This is a genomic window from Ruegeria sp. AE4, from assembly GCF_056542185.1.
In genome coordinates, this window is the sequence record NZ_JBQFZK010000021.1 from 39,962 (window position 1) to 58,890 (window position 18,929).

Sequence of the window (18,929 nt, forward strand, 5' to 3'; positions counted from 1 at the left end):
TTGTCATCAGATCTCGAAACAGCCCGTCGTCTAAAGTTGATTCGGACGACCAAAGGCCTCAGTCAACGTGAAATGGCCAAACGCGCGGGAGTGGGTAGCGGGACGATTTCTCAAATCGAAAGCGGTTCGACTCAACCATCTGTGGCGTTGCTAAAGAAGATCCTTGCCTCGGTAGACGTCAATTTGGGCTTCTTCTTCAGTTTTGAATTGCAAAACGAGGAGTCGTTTTTTTACCCGCACGAAAGAATGCGCGACTTGGGATCACCTGGAGTCTCCTATTTGCTTGTCGCAGGAGAGCGCCGAGACAGAAAACTCCAGATGCTCATAGAAGAGTACGATGTCGGTGCTGACTCGGGTCGATCTGAACTGTCGCACGAAGGAGAGGAATGTGCGGTTGTGATAGAGGGCCGTCTTGAAGTGACGGTAGATGGGCAGTCCAGGGTTCTGGGCCCCGGGGACGCATACTACTTCTCAAGCATATTGCCACACAGGTTTCGGAATGCCGGTGATACGCCATGCAAAGTGATCAGCGCCTGCACTCCCTCGTCGTTCTGACTAAATGAAAGAGCTCTTCTGTGAGTGCTTCAATATTTCGCGGGATAGTCAAATTCGATAACCAACTCAGAATGAAGAAATGAAATCGACATTCACGATCAGGAGCCAATTGTCGCCTTTCTCACGCGATCCTCAACGGCGGTCCATCTAGATTTCGCGCTTGCAGCGAATGGCCGGAATGCGGGCTGCACCCGCAGAAAATCGGTGCCGTGCTGAATGTCGGTTAAGGGCCGCTAATCAAGTCTCACGGTGTGTAGTAGTGTGCTCCGAGGGCATGATCGGGTTTGAATTCGACGATGGAAAAAGTATTAGGATTTGGAGGATTTTTCTTTCGGGCAGAAGACCCTGCCACCTTGGCCGTTTGGTATCGTGACAATTTGGGAATTGATCTCGTTCCCAATGATTATGAAACGCCGTGTTGGACGCAAGAAGCAGGCGAGACAGTGTTTGCCCCGTTCGAAAAAGTAACAGAGTATTTCGGGAATCAGGAAAAGGCATTTATGCTGAATTTTCGTGTTAGTGACATCGATAGAATGATCGCACAGCTCGAATCTAAGGGTGTGGAAGTCCGCCGAGATCCAAATTCACCTTATCCGAATGGCAAATTCGCATGGCTCAATGATCCGGAAGGAAATCCAATAGAGCTCTGGGAGCCAGCTTAGCCTCCAGGGCGAGCAATCATAAAACTTCGCAATGCTCGAATTTTCCGTCTTAGGACCTGGGGTTTGGATTAAGAACAGGGGATTCTTCTCAGCTGCCGCCAGTCCTCGTCAGCTTTTCGATCATCAGTTGCTGTAGAAGAATGATGGTCTTTGCATCCCGAATTTCGCCCTCGGTAATCATCTGCATCGCGTCCATTAGTGGAATGTGCATAACTTCAATGTCCTCTCCTTCGTCGAAAGAACCACCCCCTTGCCCCTTTTTATCAGAGCGTGAATACGTACCTTTGAAGAAAGACAGAAACTCCGTGACTGAGCCTGGGCTCATGTAGACGTCAAACAAGTGGATGAGTTTGTCGATCTGATAACCGGTTTCTTCTTCAAGCTCTTTACGCATTCGCTCATCGGCCTGAGCGCCGCCAAGCAACCCAGCGGGGGTTTCGATCAGCCCATCAATCCCTCCATTGAGGAAAACTGGCAATCGGAACTGACGCGTGAGCAATACTTGATCTGTATCCGGGTTGTGCAACAGGCAAGTCGCCCCGTTGCCGCGATCATAGGCTTCTCGTGTTTGGCGCTGCCATTGGCCATTCTGGCGACGAAATTCAAACTCGTATTTGGTTAGAACGCCCCAATCATTTGCCAGAATTTGCTCTGAAACCGGGCGAAAAATCTGGCTTTCGGGCATTTTCCCGCTCCGATTCGTCATAGGTTCATGCTCAATTCAAATTGGCGGACTGTCGGTACAGCTACGACACTTCCAAGAAACGACTGGAACTCTGTTGATGTGACGTCGATGTTGAGTAGGCGAAGCGTGCCGCCAGCCTGACATGTGTGGAGCAATGAGCTGGCGATCCCTTCGCGTCTTCGGTCTTGGCGAACGCAAATTTGGGCAAGGGTATTGTTTGTTGGCAAAATGACCGCATAGGCCGCCAGACCAAGGTTATCGGATATGGCCCAGCATTGTGCTTCATAAGCTACGGCGCTGACGGACGCGATGTCGTTTTGCCAGGAGGGTTCCAATTCGATCATTGCGGTGGCGTCGCTCTGAATCTCCCTCCAGGGTACCTTTCGCACCATACCAGGAGCATCGGTACTCGGCAGCGGTGGAACGTCATAACACTGCAGAGTCCGGGCAGCTTTCATTCCCAGAGAAGCGTACAACTCATATGCCTTGCTGTTATCGGCCATTACCTCGGTCTGGAAACTTTCCGTGTCTTGTTGTCGAAGGTGCACAAGGCAATCATCCGCCAATCTTCGTGCCAATCTCAACCGTCGGAACGCAGGAACTGTGCCGCTTGCAACCAGATAGCCGCGGCGACCGCGCAAAGACACCAACCAAATGGCAGCGATTTGCCTTTCAACAATCGCAAGCCGCGAGGCTTGGCGATCATATCCCCTCTGCTTCAACATGAATGCAAATGACTGCCGGGTCAGTTGCATTGGGACTGTGTAGTCCGAAAACGCGCTGTTCATTACCAGGCGCAAATCCTCAAGTGAGACGTGTTCAGCCGATACGATCTTTGCGTCCATAAATTGTCCAATTTAATAGGTTGAAACAACCACTCTAACTTAACAACGCTTTCGCACTACCAGGATGATCGTTGAAAGTAACACCTTTCAGGGAGCGCTGGATAATCCATGCCAATGTCCCTTTTCATGTGGCCTGACCAGTGTTGAAACTCGCCTGGGTGAACAGTTTTGTCCCGGTAGGTTGCATTAACCAGAGTCAAAAAGTTTTGAAAATACGTGAGCAGTCTCATATGGTCCCCACATTCATTGAATTGATGGCTGTCATACGTTTGACCGGTTGAATGGGCTTAAAACAAACAAAACAGAGCCAAAGATCATAAGGAGATTGAATGGCTTCCCGAGGTGATCTTCCGCCACTGGCTGCAATTCGGGTTTTTGAGGAGGCCGCGAGGAGCAAGAACTTCACGGTTGCCGCAGACAAGCTTGGGATGACCCAGGCTGCTGTCAGCTATCAGATCAAGATCCTTGAGGAGCGGGTTGGCGCACCACTCTTCCATCGAGAGGCACGTGGAGTTTCCCTGACAGATATTGGGGCAGGTTTCGCAGAAAAGGCGACCGACGCGCTCAACGTTCTGAGTGACGCATTTGCCGAGGCCAAAGGCGTTTCTCAGGAAACGCTTGCAATCAGCGTCATTCCAACATTTGCCACCAATTTTCTGGCACAGCACTTGGGGGGATTTCAGGTGGAAAATCCCAATATTGCGGTGCGGGTGGAAGTGAGTGAAACCCTGACAGATTTTGTCTCCAGCGGTTTCGACGTCGCCATTCGCGGTGGCAAAGGCAACTGGCGTGGACTTTCGAGCCATTTACTAATCCAAACCCGTTTTACCCCAATGCTGAGCAAGGATCTGGCTGAAAGCATAGGCGGCGTTCATGATCCCAAGGACCTAATGCGTCTTCACATTCTGTCGCCGTCTGATCCCTGGTGGAACCGTTGGCTTGCAGAGGCGGGATTGGAGAGGCCGGAACTGTCAGACGAAATCCGCCAACATTTCGGCCCGCAGGTATTGGAAGCCAACGCCGCCATGTCAGGTCAGGGTGTCGCAATGCTAACACCTGCGTTTTTCAAGGATGAGCTTGCAAGCGGGCGGTTGACCCAACCTTTCGATCTGACTTGTGAAGATGGATCAGGCTATTGGCTTGTCTACCCCGAGAGCCACCGCAATTCGCAGAAGATACGGCGGTTCAGGAAATGGCTGGAAGCAAAGACCAAGGACTGGCGATCCTAGGTGCCAAAAGCCGTTCCGAGATCTAGGGCTGGTCGAGGGGCGGCAACCTGTGCTCGAAGATTGAAGACTTTATGATCGATGTATTGGTCTCGGCCCGGTCGTGGAAGGGCAGAAGGATATCGTCGAGTTCGCTGATCTCTTTCAAAAGTAGCCGTGCGACATAACAATCGTCGCCAGTGACCCTGTCACATGACATAAAGCGAGGCTGCTCCTCGATCATCTTCTCTACAATGTGAAGCTGCCCACTTCTTGGTTTGATCCTGACAAGAGCCTGGATTGTATAGCCAAAACGTTTCAAATCGATCCGGGCACCAAAGCCCGTGACGTATCCGCTTTCCTGAAGGTGGCGCAGGCGTTCTCCGACGGCAGGGCCGGAGAGATCTACGTTCTTTCCAATGTTTGCGAGGCTGGTACGGCCATAAGAATCGAGAAGCTCTACGATTCGGCAGTCTGTTTGGTCCAGTTCTTTCGACATGAAGGAAGTTTAGAGAATCGGACAATGATGTGAAAGAAGATTTTCAATTTGCCCTTCATCAGTGCTGGGACAGAACCCAGTTCCTTCCGATAGTTTGCCGCAAGCAGAATTAAGGAGACAAACATGGATATCCAACGTATAGCGGCATTTAGCCAAGGATCGGAAGGCGGCAATCCGGCAGGTGTTGTGTTGTTGGAAAGTGAAGCCAGTGCCGAGGAAATGGCCCGGGTCGCAGCTGAGGTCGGGTATTCAGAGACTGCGTTTGCCGTCGCGCAGGATGACGGAGGAAAGAATTGGCGCGTTCGTTATTTCTCCCCTGAATCTGAGGTTCCATTTTGTGGCCATGCGACAATTGCATTGGGCGCCGCGCTCGGGCGACATAGTGGGGCCGGCACCTATTCCCTGACCCTGAATGACGCCACGATCACGGTGGATACGGACACGACACCCGACGGCGTGGTGGCCACCCTGTCATCACCACCGACCAAAAGCCGCGCACTGACAGACGCAGAAACGCGCGATATCCTGGCGCTCTTTGATCTGACGGTGGATGACCTTGATCCACGCCTAGCCCCGGCTCATATCCATGGCGGCGCCGATCATGTCGTGCTGCCACTAAAAAGTCGAACCCGATTGGCTTCAATGACATATGATCTCGATAAGGGACGGCAGGTGATGCGCGATCATGATCTGGTCACAGTGATGCTTGTCTTCATAGAGACCGATCAGACATTCGTTGCGCGCAATGCATTCGCTTCGGGGGGTGTTCTGGAAGACCCGGCAACGGGCGCAGCGGCGGCGGCCTTTGCAGGGTATCTGCGTGATAGCAACTGGCCACATGGGGGTGAATTCACGATCCGCCAGGGTGAAGACATGGGAAGTCCTTCACTAATCAAAGTGTCGTTGGATGACGTCAGAGGAAACTCGGTGCGGGTATCCGGTACTGCGCGAGACATAATATGAGCGACCTTCCCGACGCAATTGCAGCCTACATCGAGGCCTACAACCAGATGGATGTGGCTGGTATGATCGCATGCCTTTCTGATGACGTGGTGTTTCGAAACATCGTCGACGCAGATGTAACGATCGAAACGTCAGGGAAACAGGCCTTTTCCGAGTTGGCCGCTGCAGGTGTGCAAGCGTTCAAAACCCGTCAGCAAACGGTAACAAACATGATTTCGGTCGGGACCGTCACCTTGGTCGAGATCGACTACACGGCAGTGGTTTCGGCCGATCTTCCCAACGGGTGGAAAGCAGGGCAGCAGCTGCGATTCCGAGGCGCATCTGCGTTTCGCGTCGAAGACGGTCGGATCGTCAGTGTTACCGATCAGAGCTGAGCGAGCCAAAAAATCCATTGATGTCATGCACTGACGTTTTGTTGGCGCAGATGTTCGTCTTGCCCCAAGTTTTGGTGACAACACTGTGAACACGCAAAGGAACTCAGATGATCAAACGTTTGGCTCCGGCCTCGCTGCGCGTTGTACCGGAACAGTATCAAGGTATCTATGTGCACGGCACCCAGATCACTGCTCCGCGGTCGTTTTTGTTTTTGTCAGGACAAATCGGGGTCTCTCCGGATGGCAAAACTCATACGGGATTCGAGCAGCAATGCCATCAGGCAATGGACAATGTTGAGGCACTTCTCAAAGACGGCGATCTGGACACGTCCAACATTCTGCGCGTTGTTTACTATGTCACCGACGCGGTTTTCCTGCCCGAGCTTTCCAAATTGCGTCAGGCCCGTTGGAACCGAGGGCACCCGCCGGCGGTGACTACGCTGGTCGTTGCTGCCCTCGCAGCACCAGATCTTCTCGTTGAAATCGAAGTTACTGCGGCCCGTTGACCTGGATGACACATGCCGGATCAGATTTGGGCTCTTATACTCTTTGCGCTAATTGCCACCGGCTCTCCCGGCGGGGCAACAGCGCTTGCAACAGCGTCTGGCGCGCGGTTTGGCTATCGGCAAAGCCTGCCTTTGATTTTGGGGATCGCCATTGCACTCGCGCTGCTGGTGGCCGTGTCCGGAACCGGTCTTGCGGCCACGCTGCAATCTACGCCTTTTCTGAGTTCTGCTATCAAAGCAATCGGGTCAGCGTACCTTGTTTGGCTGGCACTGAAAATTGGGTTGGCCGGATCACCTTCGGCCACGCGCTTAAGCGAGGCACAACCCATGAGTTTCCTCGTCGGGGCGGCGCTGTTGCTTGTCAATCCAAAGGCTTGGGCGATGGCGGTGGGAGTCGCTTCATCTTTCTCCAACTTGGTCTCAGATCCCTTTTTGCTTGGCAGCATTCTTGCCGCTGTGTTTCTGGCGTGCGCTTGTGTTTCCCTGTCGCTTTGGGTTTTAGCAGGAGGGTTCATCGCAGATTTATTGCGTACTGACCGTCATTGGCACATCTTCAATGGAGCAATGGCGACACTCCTATTGGTTTCGATCCTACAGCTTTGGATTTAAGGGAAATGAGTTCACAGCTTTATCGGGCCGCACTGTCGTAGGTGGGACTAAAGCCTTATCATAGCCTGAAATATCACTGCGTTTTCAAACGTGATCATGAATTGAATAGATGACGAGGTTTGATCCTTGAGAAATGGGTTCATCTTGCTGACGGGTTGTTCAGGTGGTGGAAAATCCACGCTTCTCGATGCCTTGAGTGAGCGTGGTTTCGCGACCGTATCGGAACCGGGTCGGCGTATCGTAGAGGAAGAAATTGCTGGTGACGGCAAAGCCCTGCCTTGGAGAAACATGAAAGCCTTCGCCATGCGCGCCGTCGAAATCGCTCGATCTGACTTAGAAGCGGCTCGACAACATCAAGGTTCAGTGTTTTTTGACAGGGGGCTCATTGATGCGGCGGTTGCATTAGAATACTCGCGCGGACCATCGCTAGGTGAAACGATTGGAAAAGCCCGTGTTTACTCCGAGCCTGTATTCTTGTTTCCACCTTGGAAAGAGATTTTCGAAAGTGACGCTGAACGCAAACATGATTTTCAAGCTGCGGTAGAAGAGTATCATCGCATAGAATGTGCTTTGAATGACCTTGGTTACGAGGTTTTAGTTTTACCAAAGGTATCCGTGAACGAACGGGTTGAATTCGTGCTGGATGAAAGTGGAATTACTTAGTTCGGATGACTGCTTGGTGCGCGATTTGGTCATCAAAAAGCTCTGAGAACTTCGCGCGAGCGCCAATGTCCGCAATGCGGGCTGCGACCACAGCATGTGACCGGCCGGTGAATGACCTGTTTGGGCCGAGTAACTCACGGAAGAAAGGGTAGGGACCCATACCGCGGGGCTTCCGAGGTCTGCTAGTTGCCCTTGAGTACTTCACCAATCAAATGGTTCATAACCTCCTTGTAGACCTCCGGATCGCCCCCATAGGCGATCTCAAGAGCGGCGCGATCAAACGCGGCCGACAACAAATTAGTCAAAGCATCGATCTGTTTTGGTGAATGCTTAGGAAGAGCCCGCGAAAGCCCTTCACGAAGTTCCTCTGTTCCATTGGCCCGGGTCAACGCGACAGCGGTGCTGTGCCCTAATACCGCTGGGGCCTCTTCCATCAGGAGGCGCACCCGACCTGGAACCAACATCGCATCAAAAAAGGCATTCGATCCTGCCATCATGGCCTGTTCGGGATCGGCCACACTGCGCGTTTCCTGGTCAATATGGTGTGAGATTGCTTTGGCCTCCTCTTCTGCGACGGCGCGGAAAAGGTCAGCCTTGTCCTTGAAATGATGATACAGCGCGCCGCGGGTGACGCTGGCTTTACGTACGATGTCTGGGGTTGCAGTGTCGGCAAATCCCGAATCCACAAACAATTTGCGGGCAGCCTCTACGAGTTTGGCACGCGTTTCGGCGCGTCGGTCTGCCTGGCTGCGTCGGGCGGGTTTTTCTGGGGGCAAATTTAACGGCTCCGAATATCACTACAAGCACCTTACATACATCTTGCATGTATTTGCAAATTGATGATACATACAAAGTGCATGTAAGTTAAGGAGATCAAAAATGCGTTTCACTCAATATTATCCGGTCATTCAGTCTGAGACGGTTTCTGAGACGGCAGAGTTCTATAAACGTCACTTTGGCTTCCGCGCAGCGTTCGAGGCGGATTGGTATGTGCATCTACAAAGTGAAGCGGATCCGTCGGTCAATCTCGCGATCGTCCAGTCGGACCACGAGACGATCCCGGAGGTTTCCCGCGGTGCGTCTAAGGGCATGATCCTCAATTTTGAAGTCGAGGATGTCGACAAAGTGGATGAACGACTTCGGTCGGAAGGAGTTCCGGTGGCAAAGTCACTTGTGAGCGAGCCGTTTGGCCAACGCCATGCGATATATCGCGATCCAAACGGGGTACTGATTGATGTTATCACTCAGATCCCACCCTCAGAGGAATTCCTGTCTCAATATGCAGCCGACGCGGTACCGTCGTAATTCAGGGTGCCGGATGGCCAGGTTGGTTCGAAGCAGTTGGAACGATTTGCCCGCGTGTAAAGCGACCAATTCTGGACAGATCAGTGGCCTTTGCCGAGTTGGCCACCTTTGGTACTGGGGCGGCCTTATTATCTGTGCCCATGTTCGAACGCTACACCGAACACGGCCGCCTGATACAACCCTTCAGTGAAGCCGTTAACGCTGGTAAATATTGCTTCGCCTAGCCTTCGGATCGCCCCGCAACGGATGCTATGGGTAAATTTGCAGAATGGCTGACCGCCAACGGAGCCACTGAATTAAGTGATTTCACGGACCAGAACCGCGCAAATTGATCTGCATCAATATTTGGACCGCAAACGAGAGTTATGGCGAACGGAAGCAGTTTGGATGAAGTCGCGGTGACAAAAGAAAAAGTTGGCCGAGTTGTCTGGCACGATCTTTTCACGCCTGATGTGGAAGCTTCCAGGTCATTTTACGAAAGCGTGGCAGGTTGGAGCTATATTGTCGAACACGCCACAGATTTCGCATGGGGCGGCGGCCATCGAGATTTTGTCCTCGCCACTCTCGATGGAGAGGCAGGGGCCGGGGTCGTTTCTCAAAATCAGGTGTCCTTTGAAGGCTGGATTCCTTATATTGAGGTCGAAGACGTAGATCAGGCTGCCAAGCTCGCCGCCCATCTCAAAGGATCGGTAGTGAAACCGCCCTTTGAAGTTCCAGGGGTTGGTCAGAACTGCCTCTTGCGTGATCCGCTTGGCGCGTTCTTCGGTATATCTGTTTCGCGTCACGACTATCCTGTCCCCGCTCGTCAGTTTACGCACGAACACTACCTATCTCGCGGCGGCGCATTCCCGGACAACTTCTACCACCAAATGTTCGGATGGAATCTCTCACCTGCTAGAAACGTACCTTCGTCACAGAGACTGATTAGTTTGAATAAGGACGTGTTGGCGATATGTGCAGCGGAACCTGCAGCTCCCAACAACAACGTTGCGTGGGCGCCGGGTGTTCGCGTCCAATTTCTCGAAAACGCGCTCAGCAAGATCAACTCAGGCTCAGGTTCCGTGCTTGCTCGTCATCAGAAAAATAAAAATACTTTTGAGAAGGGTCTGGTATGCGATGCAACTGGGGCATTGTGCTGTGTCGTCCAGAATTGATGCTCGGTCGCAAGGTTCGCAGTCTATTGTCTATAAAGGCATCCTCAAGTGGGTCAAAAATCTCAAATCCGATCTTGGTGCTAGCTTTCGCAATCGCAGCGAATACAGGAAAGCGTGCCGCTACCGTCGTGTAAGAGAACTATGCTTAAGGTTCGGGTTGAGGCGATCGCACTTGATAGTTGTTGGAATTGCACACATACAACATCCTGATGAGAGTCGGCGTGGATTGGGTTTGTGAAGTAGGGCCGGCTAATCGAGAAATTCGTCGATGGTCGAGGCGACATCAACCGCGGTTTTTACATCGGACATGCTGGTGTTCTCAAAGGCGCTGCCGCTTTCAACACCTGGCCTGAGCCTCTCATAAATGGATAGGATTTCCTCTTCCAGTTTGGTCGGCTTTTCTTCGGACCAGCTGGCCTTGGTTTTTGCGATGTCCGTTGCGAGTTTCATAAGATCAAGGCGCTGAGGCAGAGTTAGCATTGGTTGGTTCCGGGTCTGTTTGCGATGTCAGGACCAGCCTACGCACAGTGGTCGAACGGGCAGAGTGAGTCACCGTTAAATTCCTGACGGCCGGACCTCAGTCCAGCGCCCCGGTTGCGCGCAGCGCCTCAGTCATTTTCTGTGAGATGTCAGATGGCACATGCCAGATCGCGTAGAGCGTCTGGATAAAACGGTCAACATCGGGAATGTTGGTCTTCAGGGCCAACAGGGTTGAATCCAGGTCGGCGTCCGGTTCCGTGTAAGGGATGCACATAAGCTCAAGCACTTCAGAACCATTCCACATGCCACCACCGACTTTGCGCGCCGCTGAACGCGCGCCGCTGTAATCATCTTTCATGAAACAGATCAGGAACGTGCTTGCGTGGTACCAGCCGGGCGGGTTGGGGCTCAGCTCGATCGCGCGGGCGCTCAGTCTCGCGGCCTGTTCAAGATCGCCGCGCAACGCAAAGCAGGCCGCCAGATCGGCCAACATGTCTGGATAATTCGGATTGGCCCGCAATGCTTTAGCGGCCGCTTCTTCAAAGCTTTCGAACTCTCCACGATGAAAATGGGTCAAAAACAACGCGTGCTGGCCGGTTGCGTTCAGCGGATCCAGAGCGACCGACCGCTGTGCGGCCTCCAGCGCGCGATCAAAGGGCGGGGGGGACTTGCGAAAATTGAACCCGCCGCGCAGTTCGTCGCCGTAGACAATCGCGAGCATCCCCCAGGCGCCGGCATATTCGGGATCAATCTCAACGGCGCGCTCCAGCAGGTCGCGGACCTTCTTGTGTTTTTTAACCGTGGGTTCACGCCAGTATTCGGTGGCCAGCAACCTGCACTGATAGGCATCCAGCGTGTGCGTCTGTGCCCTGCGCTGCACTGCACCTGTTCGATGGATCACTCCGTGGGGTTCCGCGATTTCCGTGGCGATCCGGGCGGCGATATCGTCCTGAATTTCAAATAGGCTGTCCGCGCTCAGGTCGCGGTCATAAGTGTCCGCGGAAACCTGTTGGCCGGTTTCCGCGTCAATAAGCTGGGCGGTGACGCGCAGCTTGTTGTCCCAATGTCGCACGCTGCCTTCGACCAGATATTGGACGTCGAGTTCGCTTCCGACCGCGCGCGGATCGCGGCCGCGGCCGCGAAAGCGAAAGGTGACGTGCCGGGACAGCACGCTCACCTCGCGAAACCGGGCGATGGCCGAGATGATTTCCTCGGTAAACCCATCGGCCAGATATTCCTGCGACGGGTCTCCGCTCAAGTTGTCAAAGGGCATCACGGCCACCGCGACCCGTCCGGTTGCCGCCGGGGGCGTTTCGGCATCGGTCCGGCGTTCGGGGTCAAACGCGATCTCAAAAACCGGGGCGTAGGACCCCTTGGGAATATGTATTCGAACCGGGTCCTCGCGCCCTTCCTGAGCGTAATAGAGATCCAGCCGGCTGCGCATTTTATTGGCCTGAACCCGAACGATCGTGTCGATGGTGGGGTCGAAATCCTCGGGCTTGTCGAAAACGTCAATGCCGATTGCATAGCCTTTCAGCGTCTCGGACCGACCCGCTAGCGCTTCGCCGACAATATGCGACAGAAAGCGGTTCAGGCGCGTGGTATCCGCGAAATGCGGACTGACGAGGACGCGCTTCAACTGTTCCTGAATAGCGCTTGGATCGATGGCAGAGCTTACTTCGGCAAGCATGTTTCCCTCCGTCGCTCAACTTTGTCCGATGACGAGCAGCGCCACAAGACAGCGCGACGGTTTAACCGTGACTCACTCGGATGCGGGCCGTGGATCTGCGAGGGTCTGGGCCATGGCGCTCAAAAGAGCCCAGCAAACATATGACCCATGAAAGGACTGAACCATGACAACATTTTCCGAATTCGTACAGAAAGCCAAAGACGACTATACCCGTGTCGAGGACGAGCTGAAATCGTTCGAACAGAAGGTCAAGGACGCGGGCGACGCGACCGACAAGTGGACCCAGGAGCAGGTGACAAAGCTGCAATCCGATCTGCAGGAAGCAAAAGACAAGGTCACTGACCTTGCCGATCGCATCCAGAAAGAAGGCGAAGACGCTGTGACGGACGCGCATGATCAGGCGAAGAACCATTGGGAAGCCTTGCACGCCGCCGTTGCCGCCTATCGCGATCATCTCGACAAGTCGGTCGCCTGACCCTGATCCTGGAGGTCGACATGACTGATTCAGTTAATGAAACCGTGCCGAAACCCGCGCTCATGGAAGAGGTCGCCGGTTGGCAGCCTCGACCGGTCTGGCTGATTGTGCTCGGCGTCGCCATGCTCTGTGTAGGGCTGTGCGCCGTAGCCTTCCCGCTGATGTCCACGCTCGCTGTCGAAGCCTTTGTCGGCGTGGCCCTGCTGGGCGGCGGCATCGTCACAGCGATTCAGGCATTTGCGGAAAAGGCGTGGAAAGGGTTCTTCTGGCTGTTGGCCATCGGTGTTCTGAACGCGCTTGCGGGGCTTGTTCTGTTGCTTGATCCGTTCGGCGGCGTTCTGGCACTGACCCTTGCGCTTGGCGCGGTTTTTCTGGCCGAAGGTGTGTTGCGGATCGTAATTGCCATTCGGTCGCGTCAGGAGCGGCCCATGGCGCTGATGATTGCGTCCGGCGCGATGGCCATCCTGCTTGGCGGCCTGATCCTGACCGGTATCGTCAATGGCTCGTCCCTTGTTCTGCTGGGGGTTCTTGCCGGCCTGAACCTGATTTTCGCCGGTGTGTCCCTGATGTCTTTGGGGCTGTCGCAGCGGTCCTCGGCGCATGGGGGTCCACAAGCTTAAGCGTGTCCTGGCAGACCCGGAATGGCAGGGGCATCTGATGCTCCTGCTTTCCGTTTTCACAGCGCCGCTATTTTCCTTGCCAGGTGCTTGCTGCCCGAGTGTCTTCAAACAGCCAGACCATGCGGTCCAGAAACCACAGTTTGCTACCCATAGTCAGCAGCAGCCCCAAGAGCGTTGGCCAGATTTGCAGTTGCCAAAGACCCCAGACCAAGGGGCCGATACCAACCGCACTACCAGCGGCCAGAATAAGAGGCACCCAGCGATGCCTTGCAGGGATTGGCGATTTCGCCCGCGCAAGCCAAATCCGTTCCCCAAGCACTCCCTTTGACATCCAGTTATCCGCGTTGCCCGTTTTGCTGAAGGCGCGCGGGTTCCACCATGTCCAGAAGACAACAATCCCGATTGGAACAAGGCACCACCAGCCCAGCCAAACCCGGCTCCAAAAGGCAAGAACGAACAGGGGAGGGATGCTCAGGCGGCTCCAGCCGCTCCACGGGTTTGTGTGCCGGTCCCAGACGTCGTCGGACATCGTCATGAGCTGTTCCAGAATGCTGCGATCGGTCATCGAACCCTCTTCCGAAGCTGGATCGCAATTATGGCCGTTTCTGTCTGTGTCGGCCAGAGCGGCAGGCAATGCGCGCCGCCCTAACCAGGGGCGTCAAAGACCCGAGATATCCACATACACTCGGTATTCCGCGATCCTATCCTCGCGAAAGTTGAACCTTGCAGCAAAGCGCACGTCGTGTGTGCTTTGATCCTTGCGCGTATAGTGTACGGTGCCGTCGCAGAACGCGGTATCGCCGCTGGACCAGATGCCGGTGATGGTATGTTGCATACCCTGGATCGTGGCAAAGAAATCCGCGTTCGCGGCTTGCACGGCTATGCACCCGTCAATCTGTTCAAAATTGCCAAGCTGGAATTGCACGTCTTCGGTGACATGCTCAACAACGCCCGCTTCGTCGAGCGCGTCAACCGCGGTATAAAGGGACGCGATCCGGGGCGCGTGGGCCGCTGTGGTGGGGGCAGTGATTTGCATGTTTTGGTTTCCTTTTCTGTTTGAAAGTTATCGGTGGGTCTAAGTCTGGTTGGCCTGTGACCCTCGATGCAGGACCGTTGGGAGTTTCAGGTGACCGTTGGTGACGGCTAGCCCAAGGAACAGGATTGCGAGGGACCCCAGCAGCCCAAGGCCAAGAGGTTCCCGAAAGACAATTGCCCCGATTGCGATGCCGGAAAGCGTGGCAAAATAGCCGACCTGGGCGAACCCAACGCCATCCGTGCGCCGCTGTACTTCGAAGGTCAGCGCATAGCTGAGCGCAGTGATGGATCCGATGCCGAAGATTGCGCCAAGCAGGGCAGGGGGCACCGAGACGTCGCTGATTGTGGTGCCGCGTCCCAGTATTAGGGCGGAAATCAGCAACAGCTGTGACAGAAGCGTTCCGGTCGCCAGCCCCAACGGATCGCCGCCGGGCGGGTAGGCATAGCTGCGAAAGACGTTGCCGCAGGCCAGAAACAAGGGCCCCAAAAGCGACAGGGCAATCCACGCCGGCTCGACTCCCGACAGGTCAAACCCACCCATGGTGGCAAGGCTGACCCCGGCAAGGCCGATCAGAATACCAACCAGGCGGTGCAACGGCAGCATCCTGCGCGCGATCAGTGCCGTTATCGCAAAGGTAAACAGCGGTGACAGCGTGACGAGGGCGGAATAGAACCCAAGGCTCACATGCTCCAGCACCAGAAACCCGATCACAGCGGGGCCGCTGACACCGAAAACTCCGGCGCCGACATAATAGGGAATGTGCCGCGCGTTGAGCGCCACGCGCTTCTGCGACAGCAAACACAACGCCAACAGCGCGATGCTGGCCAGCAAAACCTGCCAGAACAAAGCGGTCAGAGCTGATATTCCTGCCATCGAGACGAATTTGGACAAAGTGAAACTGACCCCCACCAGGACACCGATGGCCAAGATCAGCGCGGATACAGGGGATCTTCTGACAATATCAGGCATCACGCGGCCCCCATTTCCGGCACATCGGTTAAGCGCAGAGAAGCCGGGCCGATCGGGATAATTCCGCTGGGGTTGATGTGCCGATGGCTGAGGAAGTAGTGCTGACGGATATGGGCCATGTCCACAGTGTCAGCCACGCCCGGCAACCGCATGATGTCGGCCAGATAGCGGGACAGGGCAACATAGTCGCTGATGCGTTTGTAGTCGGTCTTGAAGTGGGTCACATGGACCGGGTCAAACCGCAGAAGTGTCGGAAACAGCTTCAGGTCAACCTCTGTCAGCACGTCTCCGGCTAGGAACCGGCGTTGGCCAAGCGTTTCTTCAATCGCGTCGAGGCAGGCAAAGAGCGCCGTTACGGCCTCGCCATACGCGATCTGGCTGGTTGCAAACCCGGCGCGATAGACGCCTTCGCGGATCGGTGACTGAATTTGTTCGGCGATCCGGTCGATTTCGTCGCAAAGATGGGACGGGCGAAGATCGGGTCCCGCAGCATCGAGAAATTCCGTCTGAAGCATGCGCATGATCTCGGCCGATTCGGTGCTGACGATCCGGCCCGTAACCTTGTCCAGTAGCACAGGCACGCTGATCGGACCCGTGTAATCCGGCTTGGCGTGCTGATAGACTTCGTAAAGGAAGCGGGTGCGTTCTACACCGCTTTGATCGTTGAACAGCGTCTGGTCGATGACCCAGCCGTTTTCCGACATGACCGGGTCCATCCATGTGATGCTGAACGCATTGCGTAAGCCTTTCAAAGTTAGAATCAGATCGATGCCATGACACCAGGGGCAGGCTTTGGACAGGTAAAGGTGGTACCGGCAGGGCGTGTTCGGAAACGCGGCGCCCGGTTGCACGCTGATGTGGCTCGTGAATGGGCTTTGCAGGCGGTGAAAACGACCGTCCGAGGCGAGCGGTCTGTCACGCAGAACTCCGTTGATAAGCATCATGGGCATGGCAGCCTCCGGCGTTAACAGGACATGCAGATACCTATTAGGCTTTCTATTTGATGATAATCGTGTGAATTTGAAACTTATAGGTGAGAAAAATTCGCCCAAAGGATCGCAAAACATGACTGAAATTAGCGCTATCCCCGTTTTTGTTGCTGTGGCGGACCATGGCGGGTTCGCAGCCGCCGCCCGGCATCTGGGTCTTACAAAATCAGCGGTCAGCAAGCGGATCGGCGTGCTGGAGGCCCATCTGGGAACGCAGCTCTTTCATCGGTCGACGCGGTCCATTTCCCTTACCGAGGCGGGCGAAATCTATCTGGCCCACGCGGCGCAGGCGCTTGACGCAGCGCAGGACGCCGAAGACGCAGTTGCGGCGTTGCAGGGGCAACCGGTTGGATTACTAAGGCTCAGTACACCCATGTCCTTTGGACAACTGCATGTTGCGCCTATGATTGCTGCATTCCTCAGGCAATATCCGGGGATCAGAATTGACCTGACGATGGATGACAAATTTGTCGATCTCGTCGAAGGGGGCATCGACGTGGCTTTACGCGCCGGAACGTTGCCGAACTCGGCCCTGATCGCACGCAAACTCGCCCCGATCCACAGCGTGATTGTCGCTGCGCCGGATTATCTTGCGCAGTCCGGAACGCCAGAGATACCCGAGGATCTTCTGTCACACACCTGCCTTCACTACGCCTATTCGCGCGACGCTTCGGAATGGCGCTTAGCCGGTCCCGCGGGCGACGTGCGCGTTCAGACATCCGGTGTTCTGCGCGTAAACAATAGTGAGGCCCTGTGCACCGCGCTGCTTGACGGGCTTGGCATAGGTCGCCTGCCGACCTTTATCGCCGGAGCCCACCTGTCTAGTGGCCGTCTGGTCAGGGTGCTGCCCGACTATCGTCTGCCTGAACAGGCGTTGTACGCCGTCTTTCCTGAACGAAAGCACATGCCAGCGAAAGTTCGCGCGTTTTTGGATTTCGTCGTGGAACGCATCGGGCACGACGCACCCTATTGGGATTTGGATGCAGGTCCGCTTTAGGGACAAGGGCCGATGATACTCTAACATTAAACCTGGACCGACCAAGAACACCCAAAGTGCGGGGCAGTCCGGCAATGTCTTCTTCGGGGAATGCTGTAGTGCAGAGTCGGATATTCTTGAACGGCTGGATTGGGCCGTACTTGCATCGCATAGCGACCCCGATCGCGAACGTACTGCACCGCATCCGAGTTCAGCCTCGAGCCCTTTCCACCATTTGGTTGACGAGTAATCTCGCAGACGATAGCCAGTGTTCTATGGTAAACACTACGATCATCGCAATGACTTGGTGGCTGGCCTCCTGACAGGGTGGCCCGATGACCAAACGTATTCCGAGGCCGCCGCATGGGCGGCCTTTTGTTTTCCGAGCTTCCCGATGCGCCGTATCCCGTTTCATGAGAAGACACAAATGAACAGACCAACCATTCTGACAGGTGACCGCACCACGGGACCGCTTCACATCGGGCACTATGCAGGCTCGCTTGCAAACCGGCTGCGCTATCAGGACAGCCATGAACATTTCCTGCTGCTGGCGGATACCCAAGCCCTGACCGACAACGCCCATGACCCGGAGAAGGTGCGGCGCAGCGTGATGGAGGTCGCGCTGGACTATTTGGCCGTGGGCATTGATCCCTGTCGCACCACCATCTGCCTGCAATCGCATCTTCCGGCGTTGGCCGAGTTGTCGATGCTCTACCTGAACTTCGTCACGGTCGCGCGGCTGGAACGGAACCCGACGATCAAGGACGAAATTCGCGTGCGCGGGTTCGGACGGGATATTCCCGCCGGATTTCTGTGTTATCCGGCGGCACAGGCGGCGGACATCACAGCCTTCAAGGCGACGGTCGTGCCGGTCGGCGAGGATCAGGCCCCGCTGATCGAACAAACGAATGAGATCGTGCGGCGCATCAACGCAACCTCAGGCCGCGCCGTGTTGCCCGAGGCGCGGGCGATCATCCCCAGGGCGGGCCGGTTGCCCGGTATCGACGGCAAGACCAAGATGTCGAAATCCGGTGGCAACGCCATTGCGCTGTCCGCGTCGTCCGAGGAGATCCGAAATGCTGTCAAGGCGATGTTCACCGATCCGAACCACCTGCGTCTCGAAGACCCGGGCTGCATCGAGGGCAATGTCGTCTTTACCTATCTCGACGCCTTCGATCAGGACCAGGACGGGCTTGCCGAGCTCAAGGCTCAGTATCAGAGAGGCGGGCTTGGCGATAGCAAAATCAAGGCGCGTCTGGAAGCTATCCTTCAGGAGCTCATCGCCCCAATTCGCGAGCGTAGGGCACAGCTCTCCGAGGACCGGGGATACGTCCTTGAGGTAATCAAAGAGGGCACGGAACGGGCGCGAGAGCGCACCGAGGCGACAAGGCGCGATGTGGTTAGTGCCTTGGGTCTGTTCCAGTTGTGGGTAACCTGAGGCGGGCGAACCGGATGAAGGTCCGTTTCGCCCGTGCTCCCGACCTTCGCCCTTCATCAATTCATGCAAATTCAGCGAATGGCGGTTCTAGCGGGTCGCACTGCAGAGGAGTGGATCTTCGGAAAATGACTGGAATGGGCCTGGACCTGTCCCGTTTTTGTGCCGCCCCAAGTGCTCGTTTAAGCCACTTTCCTTTCGAATGCGACAGGGCTTTTCCAGCCCAATGCTGAG

The 18,929-nt window shown here is 55.2% G+C and carries 24 protein-coding genes; 14 read left to right on the top strand and 10 right to left on the bottom strand.

Features of this window, described 5'->3' with window-relative positions:
- Entirely contained in the window at positions 1–555 is a 555-nt protein-coding gene (locus ACR0EK_RS18360) for a cupin domain-containing protein (RefSeq protein WP_170417168.1), read from the top strand.
- Positions 556–851: 296 nt separating this feature from the next.
- The gene (locus tag ACR0EK_RS18365) at positions 852–1,217 is read left to right on the top strand and encodes a VOC family protein (protein WP_480506359.1); all 366 of its coding nucleotides are present in this window, start codon (positions 852–854) and stop codon (positions 1,215–1,217) included.
- Positions 1,218–1,305: 88 nt separating this feature from the next.
- Here the strand turns inward: ACR0EK_RS18365 and ACR0EK_RS18370 are convergent, their stop codons facing one another.
- Together ACR0EK_RS18370 and ACR0EK_RS18375 are read right to left on the bottom strand one after the other, a co-directional pair.
- Positions 1,306–1,902, bottom strand: coding sequence for an NUDIX domain-containing protein (locus ACR0EK_RS18370; protein WP_480537482.1), 597 nt, complete (start codon positions 1,900–1,902; stop codon positions 1,306–1,308).
- 17 nt (positions 1,903–1,919) lie between these two features.
- Positions 1,920–2,747 carry a GNAT family N-acetyltransferase gene (locus tag ACR0EK_RS18375; protein WP_480506361.1) on the bottom strand — a complete coding sequence of 276 codons (828 nt, stop codon included), beginning with the start codon at positions 2,745–2,747 and terminating at the stop codon, positions 1,920–1,922.
- A 329-nt stretch (positions 2,748–3,076) separates the two neighbouring features.
- On the opposite strand from ACR0EK_RS18375, the gene ACR0EK_RS18380 reads away from it, so the two are divergent.
- Positions 3,077–3,976, top strand: a complete 900-nt coding sequence (locus ACR0EK_RS18380; protein WP_480506362.1) for a LysR substrate-binding domain-containing protein — start codon at positions 3,077–3,079, stop codon at positions 3,974–3,976.
- Between the two features lie 22 nt (positions 3,977–3,998).
- Here ACR0EK_RS18380 and ACR0EK_RS18385 read toward each other — a convergent pair whose 3' ends face one another.
- Positions 3,999–4,451, bottom strand: a complete 453-nt coding sequence (locus ACR0EK_RS18385; protein WP_480506363.1) for an Lrp/AsnC family transcriptional regulator — start codon at positions 4,449–4,451, stop codon at positions 3,999–4,001.
- A 123-nt stretch (positions 4,452–4,574) separates the two neighbouring features.
- Here ACR0EK_RS18385 and ACR0EK_RS18390 point away from each other — a divergent pair, with 123 nt between their 5' ends.
- The 5 genes from ACR0EK_RS18390 to ACR0EK_RS18410 all read left to right on the top strand — a co-directional run bounded on the left by ACR0EK_RS18390 (position 4,575) and on the right by ACR0EK_RS18410 (position 7,566).
- Positions 4,575–5,414 carry a PhzF family phenazine biosynthesis protein gene (locus ACR0EK_RS18390; protein WP_480506364.1) on the top strand — a complete coding sequence of 280 codons (840 nt, stop codon included), beginning with the start codon at positions 4,575–4,577 and terminating at the stop codon, positions 5,412–5,414.
- A complete protein-coding gene (locus ACR0EK_RS18395; RefSeq protein ID WP_480506365.1) occupies positions 5,411–5,788 on the top strand; it encodes a nuclear transport factor 2 family protein in 378 nt (125 codons plus the stop codon). The genes ACR0EK_RS18390 and ACR0EK_RS18395 overlap by 4 nt, the downstream gene beginning before the upstream one ends.
- Before the next feature lie 107 nt (positions 5,789–5,895).
- Positions 5,896–6,294, top strand: a complete 399-nt coding sequence (locus ACR0EK_RS18400) for a RidA family protein (protein ID WP_480537483.1) — start codon at positions 5,896–5,898, stop codon at positions 6,292–6,294.
- A gap of 12 nt (positions 6,295–6,306) precedes the next feature.
- Entirely contained in the window at positions 6,307–6,903 is a 597-nt protein-coding gene (locus tag ACR0EK_RS18405) for a LysE family translocator (protein ID WP_480506367.1), read from the top strand.
- A gap of 126 nt (positions 6,904–7,029) precedes the next feature.
- Entirely contained in the window at positions 7,030–7,566 is a 537-nt protein-coding gene (locus tag ACR0EK_RS18410; protein ID WP_480506368.1) for an AAA family ATPase, read from the top strand.
- Positions 7,567–7,748: 182 nt separating this feature from the next.
- Here ACR0EK_RS18410 and ACR0EK_RS18415 read toward each other — a convergent pair whose 3' ends face one another.
- Positions 7,749–8,342 (bottom strand): TetR/AcrR family transcriptional regulator, encoded by a 594-nt coding sequence (locus ACR0EK_RS18415; RefSeq protein WP_480898906.1) that lies wholly within the window; start codon positions 8,340–8,342, stop codon positions 7,749–7,751.
- A 103-nt stretch (positions 8,343–8,445) separates the two neighbouring features.
- On the opposite strand from ACR0EK_RS18415, the gene ACR0EK_RS18420 reads away from it, so the two are divergent.
- Entirely contained in the window at positions 8,446–8,871 is a 426-nt protein-coding gene (locus ACR0EK_RS18420; protein ID WP_480898903.1) for a VOC family protein, read from the top strand.
- A gap of 383 nt (positions 8,872–9,254) precedes the next feature.
- Positions 9,255–10,025, top strand: a complete 771-nt coding sequence (locus ACR0EK_RS18425; protein ID WP_480489033.1) for a VOC family protein — start codon at positions 9,255–9,257, stop codon at positions 10,023–10,025.
- Between the two features lie 249 nt (positions 10,026–10,274).
- On the opposite strand, the gene ACR0EK_RS18430 is transcribed toward ACR0EK_RS18425, so the two are convergent.
- A complete protein-coding gene (locus tag ACR0EK_RS18430; RefSeq protein WP_480489035.1) occupies positions 10,275–10,505 on the bottom strand; it encodes a hypothetical protein in 231 nt (76 codons plus the stop codon).
- Between the two features lie 97 nt (positions 10,506–10,602).
- Positions 10,603–12,195 carry a tetratricopeptide repeat protein gene (locus tag ACR0EK_RS18435; RefSeq protein ID WP_170683955.1) on the bottom strand — a complete coding sequence of 531 codons (1,593 nt, stop codon included), beginning with the start codon at positions 12,193–12,195 and terminating at the stop codon, positions 10,603–10,605.
- A 163-nt stretch (positions 12,196–12,358) separates the two neighbouring features.
- On the opposite strand from ACR0EK_RS18435, the gene ACR0EK_RS18440 reads away from it, so the two are divergent.
- Both ACR0EK_RS18440 and ACR0EK_RS18445 read left to right on the top strand, forming a co-directional pair.
- Positions 12,359–12,670 (top strand): hypothetical protein, encoded by a 312-nt coding sequence (locus tag ACR0EK_RS18440; protein WP_170451072.1) that lies wholly within the window; start codon positions 12,359–12,361, stop codon positions 12,668–12,670.
- A gap of 20 nt (positions 12,671–12,690) precedes the next feature.
- Positions 12,691–13,290: an HdeD family acid-resistance protein gene (locus ACR0EK_RS18445; RefSeq protein ID WP_170451070.1), complete on the top strand. Its 600-nt coding sequence runs from the start codon at positions 12,691–12,693 to the stop codon at positions 13,288–13,290.
- Between the two features lie 67 nt (positions 13,291–13,357).
- Here ACR0EK_RS18445 and ACR0EK_RS18450 read toward each other — a convergent pair whose 3' ends face one another.
- From ACR0EK_RS18450 to ACR0EK_RS18465, 4 genes are all read right to left on the bottom strand, one after another.
- On the bottom strand, positions 13,358–13,855 hold the full coding sequence (locus tag ACR0EK_RS18450; RefSeq protein WP_480898900.1) for a DUF6653 family protein: 498 nt from the start codon (positions 13,853–13,855) through the stop codon (positions 13,358–13,360).
- A 93-nt stretch (positions 13,856–13,948) separates the two neighbouring features.
- Entirely contained in the window at positions 13,949–14,326 is a 378-nt protein-coding gene (locus ACR0EK_RS18455) for a nuclear transport factor 2 family protein (RefSeq protein ID WP_480506371.1), read from the bottom strand.
- A gap of 39 nt (positions 14,327–14,365) precedes the next feature.
- The gene (locus ACR0EK_RS18460) at positions 14,366–15,295 is read right to left on the bottom strand and encodes a DMT family transporter (protein ID WP_480506372.1); all 930 of its coding nucleotides are present in this window, start codon (positions 15,293–15,295) and stop codon (positions 14,366–14,368) included.
- The gene (locus ACR0EK_RS18465; RefSeq protein ID WP_480898897.1) at positions 15,295–16,245 is read right to left on the bottom strand and encodes a glutathione S-transferase family protein; all 951 of its coding nucleotides are present in this window, start codon (positions 16,243–16,245) and stop codon (positions 15,295–15,297) included. The genes ACR0EK_RS18460 and ACR0EK_RS18465 overlap by 1 nt, the downstream gene beginning before the upstream one ends.
- Before the next feature lie 115 nt (positions 16,246–16,360).
- Between ACR0EK_RS18465 and ACR0EK_RS18470 the strand changes: the two genes are divergently transcribed.
- Positions 16,361–17,281, top strand: coding sequence for a LysR family transcriptional regulator (locus tag ACR0EK_RS18470; protein ID WP_480489043.1), 921 nt, complete (start codon positions 16,361–16,363; stop codon positions 17,279–17,281).
- A gap of 406 nt (positions 17,282–17,687) precedes the next feature.
- The gene (trpS, locus tag ACR0EK_RS18475; protein ID WP_480968022.1) at positions 17,688–18,698 is read left to right on the top strand and encodes a tryptophan--tRNA ligase; all 1,011 of its coding nucleotides are present in this window, start codon (positions 17,688–17,690) and stop codon (positions 18,696–18,698) included.
- Positions 18,699–18,929: the final 231 nt, after the last annotated feature.